The organism is Prauserella halophila (assembly GCF_024171895.1).
In the GTDB taxonomy this organism is placed as follows: domain Bacteria; phylum Actinomycetota; class Actinomycetes; order Mycobacteriales; family Pseudonocardiaceae; genus Prauserella; species Prauserella halophila.
The window spans coordinates 379891-399565 of sequence record NZ_JAMTCQ010000009.1 but is presented as its reverse complement, the minus strand read 5'-3'; the positions used below and the strand labels follow the sequence as shown (position 1 = coordinate 399565).

Annotated in this window: 17 protein-coding genes and 1 tRNA gene; 9 read left to right on the top strand and 9 right to left on the bottom strand. The window is 69.1% G+C overall.

The annotated features are described in order from the left end of the window. Positions 1-54: 54 nt before the first annotated feature. Complete coding sequence (locus tag LY41_RS08025; RefSeq protein ID WP_253863243.1) at positions 55-744, bottom strand: response regulator transcription factor; 690 nt, start codon at positions 742-744, stop codon at positions 55-57. Between the two features lie 113 nt (positions 745-857). Further along, entirely contained in the window at positions 858-1508 is a 651-nt protein-coding gene (locus tag LY41_RS08020) for a response regulator (protein ID WP_253863242.1), read from the bottom strand. A gap of 166 nt (positions 1509-1674) precedes the next feature. Here LY41_RS08020 and LY41_RS08015 point away from each other — a divergent pair. From LY41_RS08015 to LY41_RS07990, 6 genes are all read left to right on the top strand, one after another. After that, positions 1675-1747, top strand: a tRNA-Arg gene (locus tag LY41_RS08015). A gap of 381 nt (positions 1748-2128) precedes the next feature. Continuing rightward, a complete protein-coding gene (locus LY41_RS08010; protein ID WP_253863241.1) occupies positions 2129-3634 on the top strand; it encodes a hypothetical protein in 1506 nt (501 codons plus the stop codon). A gap of 54 nt (positions 3635-3688) precedes the next feature. Next, positions 3689-4144 carry a hypothetical protein gene (locus LY41_RS08005; protein WP_253863240.1) on the top strand — a complete coding sequence of 152 codons (456 nt, stop codon included), beginning with the start codon at positions 3689-3691 and terminating at the stop codon, positions 4142-4144. A gap of 51 nt (positions 4145-4195) precedes the next feature. Next, positions 4196-4732 (top strand): DUF3558 domain-containing protein, encoded by a 537-nt coding sequence (locus LY41_RS08000; protein ID WP_253863239.1) that lies wholly within the window; start codon positions 4196-4198, stop codon positions 4730-4732. Positions 4733-4734: 2 nt separating this feature from the next. Continuing rightward, positions 4735-5142, top strand: a complete 408-nt coding sequence (locus LY41_RS07995) for a hypothetical protein (RefSeq protein WP_253863238.1) — start codon at positions 4735-4737, stop codon at positions 5140-5142. Between the two features lie 26 nt (positions 5143-5168). Next, positions 5169-5552 carry a hypothetical protein gene (locus LY41_RS07990; protein ID WP_253863237.1) on the top strand — a complete coding sequence of 128 codons (384 nt, stop codon included), beginning with the start codon at positions 5169-5171 and terminating at the stop codon, positions 5550-5552. 737 nt (positions 5553-6289) lie between these two features. Here the strand turns inward: LY41_RS07990 and LY41_RS07985 are convergent. Both LY41_RS07985 and LY41_RS07980 read right to left on the bottom strand, forming a co-directional pair. Then, positions 6290-7390 (bottom strand): methyltransferase domain-containing protein, encoded by a 1101-nt coding sequence (locus LY41_RS07985; RefSeq protein ID WP_253863236.1) that lies wholly within the window; start codon positions 7388-7390, stop codon positions 6290-6292. Positions 7391-7527: 137 nt separating this feature from the next. Continuing rightward, positions 7528-7800 carry a YegP family protein gene (locus tag LY41_RS07980; protein ID WP_253863235.1) on the bottom strand — a complete coding sequence of 91 codons (273 nt, stop codon included), beginning with the start codon at positions 7798-7800 and terminating at the stop codon, positions 7528-7530. Positions 7801-8379: 579 nt separating this feature from the next. Between LY41_RS07980 and LY41_RS07975 the strand changes: the two genes are divergently transcribed. The 3 genes from LY41_RS07975 (at position 8380) to LY41_RS07965 (ending at position 11289) form a co-directional block, all read left to right on the top strand. Next, entirely contained in the window at positions 8380-9000 is a 621-nt protein-coding gene (locus tag LY41_RS07975; protein ID WP_253863234.1) for a GntR family transcriptional regulator, read from the top strand. Positions 9001-9194: 194 nt separating this feature from the next. Beyond that, entirely contained in the window at positions 9195-10343 is a 1149-nt protein-coding gene (locus tag LY41_RS07970; RefSeq protein WP_253863233.1) for an acyl-CoA dehydrogenase family protein, read from the top strand. A 46-nt stretch (positions 10344-10389) separates the two neighbouring features. Next, a complete protein-coding gene (locus LY41_RS07965; protein ID WP_253863232.1) occupies positions 10390-11289 on the top strand; it encodes an HTD2 family dehydratase in 900 nt (299 codons plus the stop codon). A gap of 204 nt (positions 11290-11493) precedes the next feature. Here LY41_RS07965 and LY41_RS07960 read toward each other — a convergent pair whose 3' ends face one another. The 5 genes from LY41_RS07960 to LY41_RS07940 form a co-directional block, all read right to left on the bottom strand. Beyond that, a complete protein-coding gene (locus LY41_RS07960) occupies positions 11494-12276 on the bottom strand; it encodes a thioesterase II family protein (protein ID WP_253863231.1) in 783 nt (260 codons plus the stop codon). Positions 12277-12330: 54 nt separating this feature from the next. Further along, positions 12331-13506 carry an outer membrane protein assembly factor BamB family protein gene (locus LY41_RS07955; RefSeq protein ID WP_253863230.1) on the bottom strand — a complete coding sequence of 392 codons (1176 nt, stop codon included), beginning with the start codon at positions 13504-13506 and terminating at the stop codon, positions 12331-12333. 29 nt (positions 13507-13535) lie between these two features. Next, the gene (locus LY41_RS07950) at positions 13536-14354 is read right to left on the bottom strand and encodes a hypothetical protein (RefSeq protein ID WP_253863229.1); all 819 of its coding nucleotides are present in this window, start codon (positions 14352-14354) and stop codon (positions 13536-13538) included. Positions 14355-14372: 18 nt separating this feature from the next. Continuing rightward, positions 14373-14888, bottom strand: coding sequence for a hypothetical protein (locus LY41_RS07945; RefSeq protein ID WP_253863228.1), 516 nt, complete (start codon positions 14886-14888; stop codon positions 14373-14375). 148 nt (positions 14889-15036) lie between these two features. Further along, a complete protein-coding gene (locus tag LY41_RS07940) occupies positions 15037-19641 on the bottom strand; it encodes a WD40 repeat domain-containing serine/threonine protein kinase (protein WP_253863227.1) in 4605 nt (1534 codons plus the stop codon). Positions 19642-19675 lie beyond the last annotated feature (34 nt).

Here is a 19675-nt window from a genome sequence, read left to right as displayed (position 1 = left end):
CCGGGCCGTCGCGCGTGGCGCCGGCCGTCCCGGTGCCGGGCCGGGCGGATCCGGTCACGGCGGGGTCTCCCGGAGCACGTACCCGACGCCGCGGACGGTGTGGATCAGCCGTGGTTCACCGTCGGCTTCGGTCTTGCGCCGCAGGTATCCGACGTACACCTCGAGTGCGTTGCCCGACGTGGGGAAGTCGAAGCCCCAGACCTCCTCGAGGATGCGGGTTCGGGTGAGCACGTGTTTCGGGTAGGTCATGAAGAGTTCGAGCAGCGTGAACTCGGTGCGGGTGAGGCTGATCGCCCGGTCGCCGCGGCGCACCTCGCGGGTGTCCGGGTCGAGTGTGAGGTCTGCGAACTCCAGCGCTCCGGTTCCCTGCGGATCCGCCTCGGCGGCCGCCCGCCGCAGCAGCGCGCGCAGCCGCGCGAGCAGCTCCTCCAGCGCGAACGGTTTCGGCAGATAGTCGTCGGCGCCCGCATCGAGACCGGACACCCTGTCGGAGACGGCATCCCGTGCGGTGAGCACGAGAATCGGCAGGTCATCGCCGGTGCCACGCAGTCGGCGGGCGACCTCGAGCCCGTCCAGCCGCGGCATCATCACGTCGAGCACCATCGCGTCGGGCCGCGCGCTCGCCACCTGCTCCAGCGCCTGAGTGCCGTCGCCGGCCACGTCGACCTGGTAGCCGTTGAACTCCAGGGAACGCCGGAGCGACTCCCGCACGGCGCGGTCGTCGTCGACAACGAGTATGCGCATGGCACCCAGTGTCTCGCGCACGCCTGAGATGCGGCTGAACGTCCACGCCCGCGCGGGTGTCGGCCCGATCACGTATCCGGCCGGCACTCGCGCGAGGCGTCCTGGAGCGGGTTCTAATCGACGAGGCCGCCTCGGTAGGCCAGCAACGCGGCCTGCACGCGGTTGGCGGCGCCGATCTTCGAGAGCACCGCGGAGACGTATCCCTTGACGGTCGCCTCGGACAGGTGCAGTTTGCCGCCGATCTCGGCGTTGGACATGCCCTGGCCGATGAGGGAGACGACCTCGCGCTCACGTTCGGACAGCGATGCCAGCAGCCGCCGGGCGGGTGCCGCCGCGCGGACTTCGTCCCGCTGGGCGTCGACCATCCGTGCCGCGACGCTCGGGTCCAGTACCGCACCACCGCGGGCGAGGTCACGGACCGCACGTACCAGGACCCCGGGGTCGATGTCCTTGAGCAGGAAGCCGTTGGCGCCGAACCGCAGGGCCAGGCTGACGTACTCGTCGACGTCGAAGGTCGTCAACATCGCCATCCGGGGAGCCTCGGGCAGGCTCTGCATCGCGCGCAGCGCGCGGATGCCGTCGTCGGGCTGGCGCATCTTGATGTCCAGCAGTGCGACCTGGGGGCGCAGCCGTCTGGCCGTCTCCACGGCCGATCTGCCGTCGGCCGCCTCGCCGACGACCTCGATATCGGGTGCGGCGGACAGCATCGCGCGCAGTCCTTGCCGCACGAGCTCCTCGTCATCGGCCAACATGACTGTGATCAACGGTTGCCTCCCGGAGGGGGGACGGGATGGACAAGGTCTTCGCCGTCGGAGACAGGGTGCTATCGGGTGATGGTGCGCCCAGAGTAGGTGATCGTTTGCTTTCGTATGGTCCACTTAGCAACATTCACCCGGGTACCGTTAGGCTGTGCCCTGGCCGCACGGTCATGCCCTCGTAGCTCAGGGGATAGAGCACCGCTCTCCTAAAGCGGGTGTCGCAGGTTCGAATCCTGCCGGGGGCGCTCTCACCAGGGAAAACGCTCCCTGATACCCGAATCGCACGCGGTCGGTCCATGGAAAACCCTGACGAATCGAGACCGGCGAGGGGTTCGGCAGGCCCGACAAGGTCCGCCGCGGAACCACGCAGTCGATCACGGGCCCGGCAACCAGGACCGATACCCGGCGCCGGTCGCCGAACTCCTGGAGTCCCGGAGCCACGCACCCCGATGCGGGACAAGCACGCCGACACCCGCTGATCACGTTCGCCCGAATTGGCCCGTTTTCGCCGGTCTTGCTCCCGAAGATCGGCGGGGAAACCATGGAACTGTTTCCGCGGGTACACCGTCAAAAGGTACGGTGAGCTTTGGCCGAACGGACCTGAGGACGAGGTGGGGGAAGTAGCTATGTCGCAGCCCGGTGACGGCGGTCAGGACGGCAACGGCGGTGGCCAGGACGGCGGGTACGCCGACCTGGCTCCGGGACAGCGCGAGGGCACGTACTACCTCGAAGGCGCCGTCGAGCACGGCTCACTCGGCCCGTTCGGCCATTTCGTGGCCCAGATGCGGGCACGGGGCATGAACGAGCAGCAGATCAAGGAGCTCGCCCCGGACGCGGAAGTGCTGGACGGTCTCAGCGGCTCGGACCAGAACTATCAGGGCCACCAGCACGCCGAGATGAAGGGCTTCGTGACCACGAAGCTGGACCCCGCCCAGGTCAACCAGATGTCCGAGACGTTCAGCAAGGTCAAGAACGTTCTCGAGCGGCTGTCGCAGCGGACGAACGAGAGCGTGGGCAAAGCGCGTCACGAGTGGGAAGGCGACGCGGCCGAGAGCGCGTTCGGATATTTCGGTCAGATGTCGACGTGGGCCGAGTCGAATGCCACCAACGCACAGCTGGCCTCGGAGACCACGTATGCCCAGTCCGAGGCGTCCCAGACCGCGAAGAACACGATGCCCGAGCCGGTCGAGACCGGCGGGCTGATGAAGGACTTCGGCTCCGCCCTCAAGGACAACCCGGCCGACCCGATGGGCGCGTTCAACAAGGCCGTGGAGACGCGGGAGAAGGCCGACGAGGCCCACCAGCAGGCCGTGCAGGTCATGAACACCTACGACCAGAACCTCTACCAGGCGGCCTCGAAGCAGCCTGCCTTCTCCGAACCGCCGACCTTCACCGCCGGCTCCGGCGACAGGGCAGGCATCGGTCACAGCACTGACGTGATCAGCGTTCCGGGCGGGGACACGACGAACACGTCCGGGTTCACCGGTGGGCCCACCCCCGGTGGGCCCACCGGGGGTGGGCCCGTGACCGGTGGCGGCCCGACCGGTGGGTACAACGCTCCCTCGGGCGTCGGCTCGGGCGCGGCACCCACACCCGTGGCGGGCCAAGGACCGTCAACAGGCGCGGGCCAGCTGCCGGGCACCGGGCCGCAAGGCAACAATCCCGTGGGTCCGCGCGTGCCGGCCGCCGGTGGCGGTTCGGGCTTCGGCGGCATGGGCCCGGGCGCCGTCGGCCCCATGAGCGGCGGCACCGCCGGTGGCGGCCAGACGCCCTACAACAGCAAACTCGGCGGCCGCGCCGGCTCGGCCGGATTCGGCCCGACCGGCGGCGGCTCCGCAGCCGGAGCCGCCAAGAGCATGCCCGGCACCGGCAGCACCCCCGGCGCAGGACCCGCCTCCGGCGCCAAGGGCATCACCGGCGGCACCGGAACCGCACCCGGCGCCGCCGCAGCAGCCAGCGGCTCCAACAGCGCCGGCGGCCGCGGCGGAATGATGGGCGGCGCCGGCGCAGGCAAAGGCCAACAAGGCAGCGACGAAGAGGAACACCAACGCCCCTCCTGGCTCGTCGAAGCCGACCCCGACAGCCTCTTCGGCACCGACGCCCGCACCGCCCCACCCGTCATCGGCGAATAACAGGAACCTCCACCCGCGAACGGATCGACGAGCCAACCGAGGGGAACCGACACGATGCCTGAATTCGACCAGCCGATACCGGCGCCGACCACCGACTCCGGGCAAGACCAAGGCGGACTCTGGGCCAAGGTCAACCCGTTCAACGCCGAATCCATGGCCAAAGCCGAAAAACAGTCCGGCGAACTGCTCGAATCGGCCAAGGGCGGCGGCTTCCGTGTCAGCGAAAACGCCGGTAAAGACCTGCAAGACGCCATCACCGAAGCCCTCGGCGACCTCGACGAGATCATGTACGAGGCGGATGGTCTCGCGGAGGAGCCAAAGCTAGGCACCGGCCCGTACGCAAAACAGGTTGCCCAGCACGTGCAGCAAAGTGGTAATGGTCCGAGAGGGATCCTGCCGATGCTGCGGAAGCTCCGCACTGTACTTGAGCAGTCGGAGGAGGCATTGAAGATCGCCATGCGAAACTACCACGAAGCCGAAGAACAGCAGAAGCAAACCTTCCGACAGTAGGAGCCACCACCAGTGCGTCTCATACGCGCCACGCTTCTGCCGCTCGCCGCTATGGCTGCCGTCGCCGTTACGGCTTGTTCCAACAGCGAGAGCGGCACGCCGGAAGTCGATGCAGGGCCGAATGGTTCAGCTCGATCGTCCACCATGACGGTTCCATCCGCGGACGACGAGCCCGGGGCAGGTATTTCGCTGTCCGAGCTCGACCCCTGCTCCCTTCTGAGCCAGGCCGACGTGACGCAGTTCGGTCCGGTCAAGGAACCGCAGCAAAAACAAATCGGCACAGCCGATACGTGCTCATGGGAGCCCGACCGCAGTGAGATCTCTGGCGAACGCGGGACGCTTGGCGTCAATATTCGCGATAACGCTGGCGTTCAAAACATGAACGACAAGGGCATGGGCGTGGAGCACACGACCGAGAATGGGCGCGATTACGGGCGGTCACCAAGCCCGAACGGTTGCACGATCGCGATCGGGGTCACCGACACCTCCCGCGTGGACGTTCTTGTCAGCGGCGCCGATCCAAATAAGGCGTGCAAGATGGCCAATACCCTCGTGGAAGTCGTCGAGCCGAAGGTGCCGCAGGGGTAACCGTGCTGGACGTCGTGGCCGAGATCGACGCCACTCTCGGGTGCCAGCAATGCGGGCAGTCCCTCGAGTCCTCCGTCGACGCCGACTTCTGTTCGGAAGCATGTCAACGCACGTGGCGCGCCGCACGCGTCGGCGCAACACCGGACCTACCGTTCACATTGGACACCGACACGGTAATGGGTGCCGACGAACTGGACGCACTGGTCGAAGCGTTACGGACACACCTCGGCGTCGAAGCCACCGACGTCAACGTCACCCCCGACGAGGGCGTTCAGCGCGGACTCGCCGAGATCCGGGAGATGTCCGAACCAGGCGCATACCAGGCCGTCGAGAACATCATGGGTGCCGTCGCGCAGATCAGGGCCATCTGCAACCACGCCAGAGCAGCAGGTGCGCTGCCGGCGCAGTAGTGCTCCCGGGACCGCTGGGAGGATTCATGGACGACACGGCGCTCGAGCAGATGTACAACTGTTCCGCCTGCATGTTGTGCGACAGCTCGACCGATCAGGCAACCTCCGACGACTTCTGCTCGACGGCCTGCCACAACGCCTGGCACACGATGCTCACCCTGACACCGGGCACTTCCCCGCGACCGGACAGTCCGGAAAATCCAGAACAGATGCGCGAACAGTTCGCACAGTGGCGCGCCAACACCGCGGCGAGCCAGGCCGTGTTCGTCAACGAGCTGATCGTTCAGGCCGAGAAGATCCGTGACCTCGCGGTGCTCCAGATCCGGCAGGCTCGCGAGGTCGGCGACCACGACCGCGCCGAGGAACTACTCGCGGCGTGGCCGTTCGCACGCAGTTCACTGGGCGAGTAGTCGGCACGGCACCGCCGCGATTCAGCCGGGCAGTGCAGAGCGAACCCAGGCGGCTCGCTGTGCCGAGGGCGTGCCGAAGTTCCGCGCCCCTTGGCCTGACGATGCCGAACACTCACGACATTGCTCACGGCGCAGGGCGGCGACCAATCAGCGTCATGGTCGTACTTCTCGGCAGCGCCTTGATCCTTCTCCGGGTCATACGCACGTAGCCACAATCCAAAGACAACCGCCGCGGACGACGGCGTCATGATATAGAGCGAGTCGACACCGAGCAGAAATTCAGTGAGTGGGTAACACGCCACGTCGGCGAATCCGAGAAACATGAAAACGAGGTGCACGTCGTCGAGGAATACTTCGCGAACCGTACGACGCAACCTGTTCGACACCCCGCCGCACGACATCAGCACATACCCTCACCAGCCAACGCCAGGAGCACCATTAACCACTACCTCCCGCCTGTCCAAAAGTCGCGCCACGATACCCTGAATCCCGCCCTTTTGACCTGCCGTTCACGCAACGACTTGCCGATTTGAAGAACGATCATGAAAAGCAAAAAAAAGACCCGATTGAAAAAGTAAGGCGTACCTCAACTCCAGTCCAAAAAAGAGAAACGCTCCAACTATGACGGATATGACCGCCCCCAGGTTTCCGACAATAAACAGAGCTCTGTGTTCCCACCGCCAGTGCGGCTTCCCCGCGGAACTCATAACTCGCACCCTCTCCCAGCCATTGAACTTCTAGAAACGGACCAGGTAGGTGCGGCTGTCCCAGGGCGGTTCGGAGAACGGGTCGGGTTCGATGGCGAGGACGGTTCCGCCCATGTGCTGGAACAGGCCCTGCATCAGCGAAATCGGAATAGGGTGCATCTCGATACCCTCGGTGTCGGCGGCGACCACGTCGGCATACGACGCCGGCACGCTGTCGGCCACCTGCTGCGCGGGCTCGGCGTCCTCGGTCACGAGAACCGGAGTCCGGACGGTCGGACTGTCGAACTGCGACCACCACGCCACCAGCTCCTGCATCATGTCGAGCTCCAGCTCATAACGCCCCGGCACGTCCGGAGCCCGCACCGACATCGTCAGCTCCACCCGCTCACCCGGCCGCACCACATGCGGAAGATCCACCCGGCCATCGTCCTGAACCGCGACGGCACCGCCCTCGAGCCAATGATTGCCCAGCCGGATCTCCTCACCCACCGGCCACTCCGCCACACCACGATTCGTCACCCGCGCTCGCACCATCCCCGTCACACCCGGGCACATCGACGCCGGAACCTCGACCACGTCGATCTCGGCCCGACACACCTCCGCGCCCAACTCCCGCGCATCGGGCGACGGCGCAACCGCATGCACCACCAGCAACCCACCCGGCCGAACCACCCGCACCAGCTCCGCCAACGCCGCCAACTGCACCGCAGGCGGCGAATGCTGCAGGACCATCAAACTGATCGCACCATCGAAACTGTCGTCATCGAACGGCAACCGCCGCCCATCGACCTGCCGGAACTCGACCCGACCCTGATCCGCATTGAGCTCACGCGCACGAACCAGCATGGAATCGGCGATGTCAACACCCACAACCGCCGACGCATCCTCCGCCAGCACACGAGACAACCTGCCCACACCACAACCGAAATCCAGCACCCGATCACCGAGCCCGACCCCACGGGACTCCATCAGGTTCCGCACAAACGTCATGTCCCGCACGCCATAGGCGAAGAACTCGTCCAGATCCCAACGCCCACCCCTGCGATCGGGATACGACATCACACCCCAATACGGATCGGTGCGCCCCACGTACTCCCACACATCACGAAACGCCTGCCCCAGTTCACCCACCACCGCAGCCTAGTACACCCACACCGGCATCCGAACCGACAAGTCGATACCGACCTCTGGGCTTTCCCGGCGGTGACGCGGCGACGTGAGGCGTCGACCGACGATCGGGCCACCGCAGCCCGCCGGTCGAGCGGCCGTCACGACTGGGGCACTCCGTTGGGCTGCATGCAGATACCCCCGCTCGGCACACCCTCGCACAGCGCCTTGATCGCATCCTCCGCCTCGGGCCGAGTGCCGAACGCTCCGCTCCCCGCGAGCGCGGCGTGACCGTTGCGCAGCCGGAACCGGTACCGGCCGGTGGAGTCCTGATACAACTCGAACCAACGGACCGTCTCCTCGTCGCCCGCGGCTCGGGCGGGGCTCGCTCGGGGACACACCGGGTGGTGGCGCAGGTCGAGGACCGCGGGCATTGGCGGCGAGCGTGCGCAGCACCGGCTCCCAGTCCGTGGCGCTCCGCTGCAGCCTCGCCGCACCGACGTGCGAGCGTGACGACGGTGTACCCGGCGAGGAAGAGGATGTCCTGCACGATCACACCCGCGTCCGAGCCGGAGTCGGCGACGTAGCCGATCGCCTCGACCGCACCCGGCAGCGGGAGGACGCCTGCCAGGGCGTCGAGCACCGGCGCCATCGTGTCCCTCGGCGCGAACAGCCCGCAGATGAGCACCTGCAGCAGCACGAAAACGGGCAGCAGCACCACCACTTGGCACATACCGGCGCCGCCGAACCGACCACGTCTTCAGTCCTTTCACGACAGAGCGCTACGAGTCCGCAACAACACAGGGGAAATCGTCACCGAAAGCAAGGGACCGAAAGCAAGGCACCGGAGCGGGCCCGAAGGAACCTTCGCCGGTCGCACGCCTCCGCCCACCCGAGGCAGATGGCATAATTTATACAGTAGCAACATCGGCTCGAGCGAAAGTTGGTATGACATGGTCCCGCCCGGAAAGACCGGCGCCGTGCGCCGCAGTCTCCCTTCGAGCCTCAAGTCCATGGCAACCCAGGAGATCCGGCGACGTGTGTTCGCCGGCGAGATGCTCCCCGGAACCAAGGTCGACCAGGACTCCATCGCGGAGGACCTCGGCATCAGCAAACTCCCGCTCCGGGAAGCGCTGATCACGCTCGAGTACGAGGGCCTCATCGAGAACGTCCCCCGCCGCGGCGCTTTCGTCGCACGGATCACGCGGAACGATATTCACGATCAGTACCGCGTCTTCGGGCTGGTTTCGGGCCTGGCGGCCGAACGTGCCGCGACGAACATCTCCGAGCGCGAGCTGGGCATCCTGAACGACCTTGCGGACCGTATGGAGTCGGGCGCCGACCGCGAGGAACAGGAGCAGCTCAACTCCGAGTTCCACCGCCGAATCAATCACGCCTCGGAGTCACGCAGGCTGCTCTCCATGCTCGGCACGCTGGTCAAGACTCTTCCGCAAGGTTTTTACGAAGCCCACGACGAGTGGCCGGACAAGGCGCACCAGGACCACCGGCAGATCGTGAAGGCGCTGACCGCCCGATCGGGTTCCAAGGCCCGCGCCGCCATCGAGAAGCATTTCGCCGACGGTGCCGACCGGGCCGTCGCCCTGCTGGAGCAACAGGGCTTCTGGGACCACTGAACCGGCCGGCGCCCCCGGGCCGTGACCGACGTGACAGCCGGCGCACCCGTCGTTTTATTTCTGATAAAATATCGATCAGTGCGGTCGTGGGGCGGGCACGACGGCCGTTCGTGCCCGGTGAACGGCCGGATGGTCGACAACCCGGCGTTGGACCGCGCCCACCGCATCCTCCGACGAACCGAAGGGATCGGGCATTGAATCTCGACGACGACGAGCAGCAGCTGGTGTCGCTGGTCGCGGAGTTCGTGGACGAGCGGGTGCGCCCGCGGGTACGCGAGTTCGAGGAGGACGACATCTACCCGGCCGAGTTCATCGACGAGATGAAACGGCTCGGCTTCTTCGGCATGCTCGCCCCTGCCGAGTACGGCGGGGTCGACGTCAGCACGGCCTGCTTCGCCCGAGTGACCGAGGAGCTGGCCCGCGGCTGGATGAGCCTGGCAGGCGCGATCGGCGGCCATTCGGTGATCACGTATCTGATCAGGACGTTCGGCACCCGGCAGCAGCGGGAGAAGTACCTGCCGAAGATGGCCGACGGCACGATCCGCGCCACGATGGCACTCACCGAACCCGAGGGCGGCAGCGACCTGCAGGCCATGCGCACCCGGGCGGTGCCCGACGGGGACGGCTGGTCGATCACCGGGTCGAAGACGTGGATCTCCAACGCCGCGCATTCGGACCTGATCGGCCTGCTGTGCATCACCGACCGGGAAGCGGAACCGTCCCACCGGGGTATGAGCGTGCTGCTGGTGGAGCCGGGGGACGGCCTGACCGTCTCGAAGAAGCTGCCCAAACTCGGTTACCGCGGTATCGAGGCGTGCGAGGTGGTCTTCGACGGGCGGCGGGTGCCTGCCGATGCCGTGCTCGGCGGCAAGGTGCACGGCGGATGGGCACAGATGATGCGCGGGCTCGAGGTCGGGCGCATCCAGGTGGCCGCGAGGGCGCTCGGCGTCGGGCAGGCGGCCCTGAACGATGCCGTGCGGTACGCACAGGAACGCGAATCGTTCGGTAAGCCGATCTGGAAGCACCAGTCCGTCGGCAACATGCTCGCCGACATGGGCACCAGGATGCGCGCCGCCCGGCTGCTCACCCTCGACGCCGCCGAACGGCTCGACGCCGGTGAACGTTCCGACATGGAGGCAGGGATGGCGAAGCTGTTCGCCTCGGAGTCGGCGATGCAGGTCGCGCTGGACGCGATCCGGGTGCACGGCGGGTACGGCTACTCGAAGGAGTACGACGTCGAGCGCTACTTCCGCGACGCACCGCTGATGATCGTCGGCGAGGGCACCAACGAGGTCCAGCGCAATGTCATCGCCGCCCAGCTCGTCGCCCGCAACAAGAGCTGAGGAACGCGGCCGCGTTCGCATGACCGGCAGAAGGCCAGGTGATCCGATGGAGAACTGGGAACCGCGGACCGTCACGACCGAGGAGCTCATCGACCCCAACCCGGTCGCGGCGCTCGCCGGCTTGTTCGACAACGGCATTCCGGCACCGCTACCGGGGAACGAGCTGCCGCCGCTGTGGCACTGGGCCGCGCTGGCGCGCTGGCCCGTCTCGTCGGAGCTCGGCCCCGACGGACATCCCACCCGGGGTTCGTTCCTCCCGCCGATCGATCTACCGCGGCGGATGTTCGCCGGTGGCGAGGTGACTCTCCACGGCCCGCTGCGGGTCGGGGAAACGGTGCGACGGGAGTCCACAGTGGAGTCGGTGGAGGAGAAGTCCGGCCGCTCCGGCTCGCTCGTCCGCGTCGTCGTGCGTACCCGCCTGTACGGCCGGGAGGGCGATCTCGGCGTCGAGGAGCGCCAGAATCTGATCTACCGCGAGGCGGCTGGGCCCGCCGGTCCGGCGGCTCCGGTCGAGGAAGCCGTCGCGGCGCGGCCGGTCGGTTGTCCGTTCGGAAAGGCAGGCGCGTGGACGTGGGACTTCGCCACGGATCCGACCCTGCTCATGCGGTTCTCCGCCGCAACCAGCAATGCCCACCGCATCCACTACGACTGGCCGTACGCGACCCGGACGGAGGGCTACCCGGGGCTCGTGGTGCACGGCCCGCTCATGACCCTCGCGCTGGCCGAGGTGCCGCGGCTCGAGGAGCAGCCGGGGCGGGTGACGCGGCTGACTCACCGGAACAAGGCGCCGTTGTTCTGCGGTCAACCCGCACAGCTGCGCGGCGAAGCGACCGCCGACGGCCTCACCGTCGACCTGTTCGGCCCCGGTGGCGTGCCCGCCGGTCCGCACACCAGCCTGGCCGTCGACCTTCAGCGCGAAGCCACGGCACCGGCGCGAAACACGTGAGCGGACTCGAGCGCGACAGCGGAGTCGAGCACGTCACCCGGCCGCCACGACGATGTCCATGAGGTCGTCGGCCAGGTCCTGCGTCGAGCGCGGGCACCAGCAGCCCGATCGCCACCGCGCCCCGCAACGGACCGTCCTCGACACGGTGCACATCATCCACCAGTTGTGAAATACGCTGAACGTCGTCAGGATTACCTCGCCCGTTCACGAATTCCGGCGCACCGACAGGGAATCGATCTCATCCACGATCGCGGAAAGTACGTCCGCGTGATGTTCCCGGAGGTAGAAATGGCCGCCGGGAAACACGCGGTGGGATCCGAGCGCACCGGCTGCGGTCAGCTCGCGCCAGGCCTCGGCCTGGTCTCCGGCGATATCGTCATCGGCGCCGCGGAATACGGAAACAGCGGATTCCACCGACGGAGGTCGTGATCCCGGATCGTAGGACTCGATGACCTCGTAGTCGGCTCGGACGAGCGGCAGCAGGAGTTCCCGCAGTTCCGGGTCGTCGAGCGCAGGCGCACCGTCGTCTGCGAGCCGCTGCACCTCGCCGACCAGCTCGGCGTCACTCCTGCGATGCCAGTCGGTGCGCGTGCGCCGATGGGGCGCCGCGTGGCCCGACGCGAGCAGCAGTGCGGGCGCGCGCCCGTCGGCCTCGCAGCGTTTCGCCACTTCGTACATCAACGAAGCGCCCATGCTGTGCCCGAACAGCACCACCCGACGGCCGAACAGTGGAACCAGCTCGGCCGCGACGGCGTCGGCCAGCGCCGCCATCGACCGCACCGGAGGTTCGGCGAATCGCTGTTCCCTGCCCGGGTACTGCACGGTGTGGGTCTCGATCATGCCGGGCAGGGCCTGGCCCCAGGAACGGTAGTAGTTCGCCGACCCTCCCGCGTGCGGAAGAATCACCAGATTCGTGGACGCGTCCGGTCTGGGCGAGTGGGTGCGGATCCAGGCCGATCCGCCTGCGTCGCCTGTTGCCGCGGCCATAGGGCTGCTCCTGTTCCGGATCTCGGTTTCCGGGCCGTTGCTCCCGCGGGGTGGCTACCGGGCGGGATAGAGCTGGACGTCGGTGCCCTGCTGGTCCAGACCGGCGTGGTCGTTGAGGACCATCGGCGCCGCCCCGGTGCCGTCGTCGACGACCTCACCGGTGCGCGCGTCCAGCGCGACGGCCGAGTCATCGCGGTCCACGTACACCGCGCCGCGCCACGTTCCCTTCAACATGCCCTGCCAGGAATCGTCGGACCACAGCACCTCGCCGCTGTCGGCGTCGATCCCCAGGGCCGACTCGTCGTCCTCGGCGCAGACGACGACGGACGTGTGATCGTCAGTGTTGCAGGACATTTCGTTGTTGAGCTCACCTTCGTCGAGCGTCGTCTCCGTGCCGTCGGCGATCGCGATCAGCCGAGTCTCGTCGTCCTCGGTGGTCACGACGATCCACGGCCCCGCTCGCACCATCCGTTTCGGGTCGATCTCCCTCTCCCAGGCCTGTTCCCCTGTTTCGACGTCGACGCCCGCCACCGTCGACGTGCCGCCACCGAAACCGGCACCGACACCGGAATCGAGGCCGAAGGCACTGACGTCGTCGTCGTGCCAGAGCACCTTCCGATCGGCCAGGGACAGCCCGAACGTCACCTGGGTCGCCGAATCATGGGACACGCTCATCACGGCCACGCCCCGCTCGACGCCGTTGATGCTGACGGCCGCGTCCTTCTGCGGCACGACCGGCGCGGCAGCGGGTTCGGGGAACGTGGTCCGCCACCGCACCTCCGCGGTCGCCGCGTCGACCGCGACGATCTCCACGTCGAGCTGCGTCGCCCCGGACTCGGGCTCGACCGTGAAGCCCACCAGCACGGTCGGCTCGCCGTCCACCTCGGTCAGCATCGGTACCGCCCGGTAGTACTCGGTCGGATCCGTCGCACCGAACAGCGCCTGCCCCTGGGGCGAGATGCGCGCCCTCTCGTTGCCGCTGCCCGCGTCGTAGACCACCAGCGCATTCGGCTTGCTCAGGAACACGGTGTCCTCGTGCAGTACCGCCGCAGGCCAGGCGTGGTCCGGCGACACGTCGGCCATGACGTGTACCGGCTTCGCCTCGAAGGTCACCGGGTCCTGGGCCCCGGCCCCACTCCCTCCGCCGCCTCCCGTACAGCCGGCCGCCAGCAGCGCCACCACACCCATCAGACCGGCCGCGCCGCGGCGGCTCCACCTTCCGAGTTCCATGCGGTTCCTTCCGTTCTGGCCGGATGTCGTCATCGGCCGTCGGCGCGCCGCCGTGCCGCGCGCTCCACTTCGTCCAGATCTTCGGCCGTCACGAGCCTGCGCTGTGCGGTCCGTTTGGCCACGGCGAACCGGGCGTTGAACAACCTGCCGTCACGGGCGGCCCCGTACGGGTCGAGCGATTCGCCGAACGCGATACGGGAGATCTTCTTGATCGCCTCGTCGACCCGTCTGGGGTCGGCCAGGTTCCACGCGTCGCCGCCGCGCCAGTGGTCGATCCGCCGGTGGATCTCCTGGTGGGTGGGCACGCTCTGTTCGTCGTCGGTGCCGGCGAGCAGCGGCTCGGTCAGCGCGAGCGCCACGTACCAGACCTTCGAGTAGCGGCCCAGCACCTCGGGCGCCTCCGCCGTCGCCACCGCGGCCTCCGGCACCGGCAGGTCACTGCCGGACAGTTCGGTCAGCTCCCGGGTCCGCTCGGCACCCGATACGACGAACGTGAGCGTGAGGTCCTTCGGCGGCCCACCACCCGCTTCGAGACCGGCGAAGACGACCAGTTCGTTCTTCCCCTCGTCGAGGACGACCGACATCCCGTCGACCAGGGTCACCCGGCGCGCCCCGCCGGGGGCATCGAACAGGCTCGACAGCATCGCCTCGTTCGTGCCCCGCCAGGTGAGCCGGACCCCGGCCGGTTCGACCAGCACGTCCCCCAGCACCCGCGACACGTATGGTCCACATCCCGGAACGGCGACCGCGTACCGGCCCGGCCTGCGGCCACCGCGATGCGGGGCGCGGCCGAACACCAGTCGTTCCTCGGCCGACAGTGCGATCGGGTGCAGCTCAGGTGAGCGCACGATGACCCGCATATCGCCTCACGCCTTGCCGACCGGGCGTCCGAACCCGTCGGCGCGCCAGCCCGCCTGGCTCGCGGCGACCCACAGGACGCCGCCCAGCACCAGCGGCACGATGATCATCATCGACACGGCCTCCGGGGCGATCCCGACGCCGATCACCAGGACCACGGCTTTCACTCCCATGTAGACGTGCACGCCCCGCATCCGGCGTAGCCACACCGCGGCCAGCGCACCCAGCGACACGACCGCTTCGATCACCGCCAGCAGGCCGATCTGCGTGGTGATGTCGTCGAGTTCTCTGCCGTGCTCGAACTCGTCGGCCACGGAAACGATGCTCGCCACCAGTCCGTAGCCGTTGAACAGGGTCAACACCACCAGCGCGACCAGCAGCGGCAGAGTGAAGCGGTGCTGGCGCCGCAGCTGCTCCCACCGCGATTCGCCGTGCTCCCGTTGGAGCTCGTCCTCGCCCGTCATCACGATCCGCCTTCCGTCACCCGGCAACCCGGCCGGCCCCTTCGCCGGCGCGGTGTTCATCGCCGGCAACGATCGCCGAATCCGGCCTCCCGCCGGAAGCGGAACGTTCCGACCCCGCGGCGTTCATGCCGGTCACCCGCTTGTTTCGGCCGTCGTCACTGCAGCTCTCGTCACTGCTTCAGTCGTCACTGCTTCAGTCGTCACTGCCTCAGTCGTCGCAGTCGAGATCGTCGGCCGATCCCGACTCGACGAGAGAGCGGCAGATCCGGCCGGCCGCGGCCTCGGCGTCGACTCGCCACACCGCCACCGCGGCATCGGTGCCCGCCCTGGCGAGCATCGAGCCGTCCGGGGAGAACGTCAGCGCGTTGATCTCGAATCCTCGGCCGGAGGTGAGCCGGGCGCCGAGCTCGCCGTCGTCGAGGTTCCACAGCCGGACGGCGCTGTCGTCGGTGGTCGCGGTGGCGACCGTGCTGCCGTCGGGTGAGAGTGCGAGCGCCCGGACCGCCGACGGGTGGGTGCCGAACTCGCGCCGCACCGTCCCGTCGATGGCGTCCCGTATCTGGATGCGGCCGGTCACCGACGCCGCGACGATGTTCTCGCCGTCGGGCGCGTAGACCGCGTCCACGACGTCGTCCTCGATGGATGCGGTGTGCGCGGGCACGGGGTCGGCCTGCGCGGCGAAGTCGGACGCACGCCAGGTCGTCAGCGTCACCCCGGTCTCCGCACCGCCGTTCTCCTTGCCGTCGTTCTCCGCACCGCCGTCGGCATCACCGCCCTCGGAGCCGCTGTCCCCCGATTCGCCGGGCAGCGCCGAGCTGCTGCTGACCGCCGACAACCGCGTGCCGTCCGGGCCGAACGTGAGCGCCGACGCCGAACCCGCGTCGAGTTCCAGGACCGCGACCGGTTCGAGACTCCCCAGGTCCCACACGTGCACCCGCCCCGGCTTGTTCGGACCACCGGGGTGCTCGCTCGCCGCGGCCAGCAGGGACCCGTCCGGGGAGATCGCGAGTTCGCCGCGGAACCAGTGCCTGCCCAGGGTGAGCGTCTGCTGCTCCCCATCGGGCGGGGTGACGGTGAGCGTGCCGTACGCATCCGCGACGACGCGGGTGCCGTCGGGCGCGTAGGCCACCGCCCTGCCCGCCGAGTCCAGCGTGCGCGGATCGCCTGCCGCCCGGCCGGTCCGCCGGTCCCACGTGTGCACCTCACCGGTCCCGTCGACGGCCGTGGCCTCGCTGCCCACGGGGTCGAAAGCGACGTCGAGAACCGCTCCTCGCGGCGCCTCGTACCACGGCGTGCTGCGACGCCAGTCGACGACGCCGCCGCCGATGCGCACCGCCACCGTCGTGGCCGCATCGGCCGTCACGGCCAGTCCGGCGACGGTCATCCCGCCCGTGGTGCCGCCGCCCGTGCCTCCGGCCAGCTCGCCGAGCCGGGTGCGCTCCACCGGGTCCCAGACGATCACGCGGCCACCCGTGGCGGTGAGCAGTCCGGTGCCGTCACCGGAGAACGTCATGACCGACGGCCCCTGCGCCGCGTCGTCGGACGACCGGGTGCGATCCGTGATCCGGCCCGCGGTCGAACCATCGGTGCGGTCGTACAACCGGATGGCGTTGTCGTACTGGCTCGCCGTGGCGAGCAGCTCGTCGGACAACGCCACGACCACCGGTATGCCGCTCGCAGCGTCTCCCGCGGCGTCACCGTGCGCCGTGCTGCCGGAGATCCGTTCACCCTCGTCCGTGTCCCACAGTCCGGCGCTGCCGTCGATACGGCCGACGGCCAGGCGGGACCCGTCGTAGGCCAACGAGTAGGCCGACACGCCCGCAGGCTCCGCGAGCCACCGGCGGTGCTGCCCGGTACGCGGATCCCACACGCCGATCCGGGCGGTCTCGCCGACCGCCTGCGCCACGAGGCCGCTGCCGTCCGGCTGCCACGCGATCGGCCCGATCACCTGGCCCGCCATGGACAGGATCGGCGTGATGACCCGCCCGCTCGCCACGTTCCACACCCGCACGCCGTCGCCGAACGCGGCCACCGCCAGCATGGAACCGTCGGGCGAGAAGCGCACCGACCGCACGGTGTCGGAACCGAGTTCCGTGTCGAGGGTGGTCTGCTCGCCCGACGTGGTGTCACGGACGACGACCTCGGCTGCATCGGACTCACCGCCCGTGCCTGCGACCGCGATGCGTTCGCCGTCGGCGCTCACGTCGACGGCGGTGGCGGGGTCCAGACCGGAGTCGAACCCGCCCACCCGGGGCAGTGCGTCGGCCGACAGCAGCGCACCACGCGCCTCGGCCGTCGGCGCAGACTGCCACGCGCGCAACGCGGCCCGCCGCGCGCCGACCGGGTCCCATTCGGACTGTGCCCGCGACTCGGCCGCGAGCTGCCGGGACGAGGAGAGCTGCGCCTGCCGGTCCGCGTCGTTCCACCCGCTCACGGCCAGCGCACTCGCGACGAGCGCGACGACCAGTAACCCGGCAAGGCCTGCGACGACGCCCCGCAACCGGCGCGTGGAGCGTTGCTGTTCGTGGCGGCTCGCCTGTAGGAACGCCCGTTGGTTCTCCGTCAGCTCCCTGCCGTCGGCCCACTCGAGCGCGGTGGCGAGCCGGGCACCGCGGTACAGATCGCCCCGGTCCTGCTCGCCGTCCCGCCAGTTCGCCGCCGCGTCGTCGAGCCGTTGGCGGAGGAGGATGTCCTGCCGCTCCGACTCCACCCACTCGCGCAGCCGCGGCCACGCGGTCAGCAGCGCGTCGTGGGACAGCCGCACTCCGTCGGCGTCGATCTCGGCCAGCCGGGCAGCCACGAGCTCGGACAGTGCGTGCTCGTCCAGCTCGGCGCGGTCGGCGCGGCACCGGGCGAGACCTCCGTCGGGCAGGACCGTCACCAGGTGCAGCAGCGTGGTCCGCAACGCCTCCGCGCGGTGGGCGTCGAGGCGTTGGTACAGCCGATCGGCGCTCACCGCGACGGCACGGTCGACACCACCGGTGGCCTGGTATCCCGCCAGCGTCAGCGAACCGCCGGACCGGTTGTGCCACGTCTCCCGGAGCGCGTGCGCCAGCCTCGGCAGCACGCCGTGCTCACCGGGAGACCCGTCGCGTCCGCCTGCGTCCGCGATGAGCCGGTCCACGAGCCCGGCCTCCACCTCGAGACCCGAGTCACGGGCGGGCGCCGTGATCGCCTGCCGCAGCCCGGCGATGCCGAGCGGTCCGACGACGAAGGGCTGATCGAGCCCGCCGCGCAGTGGTTCCAGCGCGATGCAGTCCGGCACGTGATCGGCGCGGACGGCCAGCAGGACCACCGCGGGCCGGGCCGACGCCAGCGCCGTCGCGAAGGCGGCCTGCTCGTCGTGGTCTGCGCCGTCGGTGAACAGCTGCTCGAACTGGTCCACCACGATCATCGGCGGCGCCGCACCGGACGCGGCCTCCGCACAGTGGGCCCCGAAGGACTCCGGGTGCTGCCGGATCGACGCCGCGAGCGCGACCGGGTCGGCTCCGGTCACCGCGGCCATCCGGACGGCGAGCGTGTCGACCGGCTGCTGTCCGGGAGTGAGCACGACACGCTGCCACGGCACCCGCTCCTCGTCCAGCACCGGGAACAAGCCCGCCCGCAGCAGGGACGACTTGCCCGCACCGGACGCGCCGACGACCACGAGCGGGCCCGAACCGGGGCCGCAGGCCGTCAACCGGACGAGCAGGTCGGTGATCTCGGCGTCGCGGCCGTGGAACCACGCGGCCTCGCCGGTGCCGAAACTCCGCAGTCCGGGATAGGGGCACTCCTCACCCGCGCGGTCAACCGTCGGCTCGTCATCACCGGCACCCGTGGCAGTAGCGCCTGCCGTGGCGTCAGCGCCCGTGGCGGCAGCGCCTGCCGTGTCGGGAGCCGATGGTCCGCGCCGCGCGGACACGGTCACGATCGCCCGCATGAGGGCTTCCCGCGCCGGATTCGCAGCGCCGCCGGGCGCGGTGACCTCGGCGTCCCGTGCCTGCTGGTGCGGCTCCTCCTCGGCGAGCGCAGCGGCCGCGGCCGTCAGCAGCTCCCCCGCGCTCGCGAACCGCCGGGACGGGTCCTTGTCCATCCCGGCGGCAACGATCATGTCGATGGCGGGCGGGATGGCCGGGTCGAACACGGAAGGGGCGGCAGGCGGGTCGTTCAGCTGTGCCGCGAGCTTCTCGGCGGGGTCGTCGGCGGGAAAGGGCACCTTGCCGGTGAGGCACTCGTACAGCACGCAGGCGAGCGAGTAGATGTCGGCGGCGGCGGTGACGTCGTGGCCGCGCAGCTGTTCCGGGGCGATGTAGTCGAGCGAGCCGACGTAACTCCCGGTGCGGGTGAGCCTGCTGTCGTCGGATTCGAGCTGCCGCGCGATGCCGAAGTCGGCGAGCTGGGCGTCGTCGTCGGGACCGAGCAGGATGTTGGAGGGTTTCACGTCCCGGTGCACGACGCCGGCGGCGTGAGCGCTGTCGAGCGCGGTGGCCACCCGGCTCAGCAGTCGCAGGGCACGACGAGGCTCGAGTGGGCCGCCCGCGAGGAGCCGCCGCAGGTCGGACCCTTCGACGAGCCGCATGGCCACGTACAGCCGGCCGTCGTCGTCCTCCCCGGTGTCGTAGACCTCCACGATGTGGGGATCGGCAGGCCGGGCCGCCAGTGCGGCCTCCCGGCGCAACCGTGCGGCATGGTGCTCACCCGCCGACTCCGCGAGCAGCTTCAGCGCGACCGGGCGGTCGGTCACGGTGTCGACGGCTCGATAGACCTCCCCCATTCCGCCTCGGCCGAGTAGCTCACCGATCCGGTAACGGCCGCCGAACAGCTCCACGTGCACCCTTCGTTCACCGTGATCACGACAGTCGGATCCG

Coding starts and splice junctions, on each gene's coding strand:
- LY41_RS08025 (WP_253863243.1), bottom strand. CDS start 744: ATGCGCATACTCGTTGTCGACGACGACCGCGCCGTGCGGGAGTCGCTC.
- LY41_RS08010 (WP_253863241.1), top strand. CDS start 2,129: ATGTCGCAGCCCGGTGACGGCGGTCAGGACGGCAACGGCGGTGGCCAG.
- LY41_RS08005 (WP_253863240.1), top strand. CDS start 3,689: ATGCCTGAATTCGACCAGCCGATACCGGCGCCGACCACCGACTCCGGG.
- LY41_RS08000 (WP_253863239.1), top strand. CDS start 4,196: ATGGCTGCCGTCGCCGTTACGGCTTGTTCCAACAGCGAGAGCGGCACG.
- LY41_RS07990 (WP_253863237.1), top strand. CDS start 5,169: ATGGACGACACGGCGCTCGAGCAGATGTACAACTGTTCCGCCTGCATG.
- LY41_RS07980 (WP_253863235.1), bottom strand. CDS start 7,800: ATGCCCGCGGTCCTCGACCTGCGCCACCACCCGGTGTGTCCCCGAGCG.
- LY41_RS07975 (WP_253863234.1), top strand. CDS start 8,380: ATGGCAACCCAGGAGATCCGGCGACGTGTGTTCGCCGGCGAGATGCTC.
- LY41_RS07965 (WP_253863232.1), top strand. CDS start 10,390: ATGGAGAACTGGGAACCGCGGACCGTCACGACCGAGGAGCTCATCGAC.
- LY41_RS07960 (WP_253863231.1), bottom strand. CDS start 12,276: ATGGCCGCGGCAACAGGCGACGCAGGCGGATCGGCCTGGATCCGCACC.
- LY41_RS07955 (WP_253863230.1), bottom strand. CDS start 13,506: ATGGAACTCGGAAGGTGGAGCCGCCGCGGCGCGGCCGGTCTGATGGGT.
- LY41_RS07945 (WP_253863228.1), bottom strand. CDS start 14,888: ATGAACACCGCGCCGGCGAAGGGGCCGGCCGGGTTGCCGGGTGACGGA.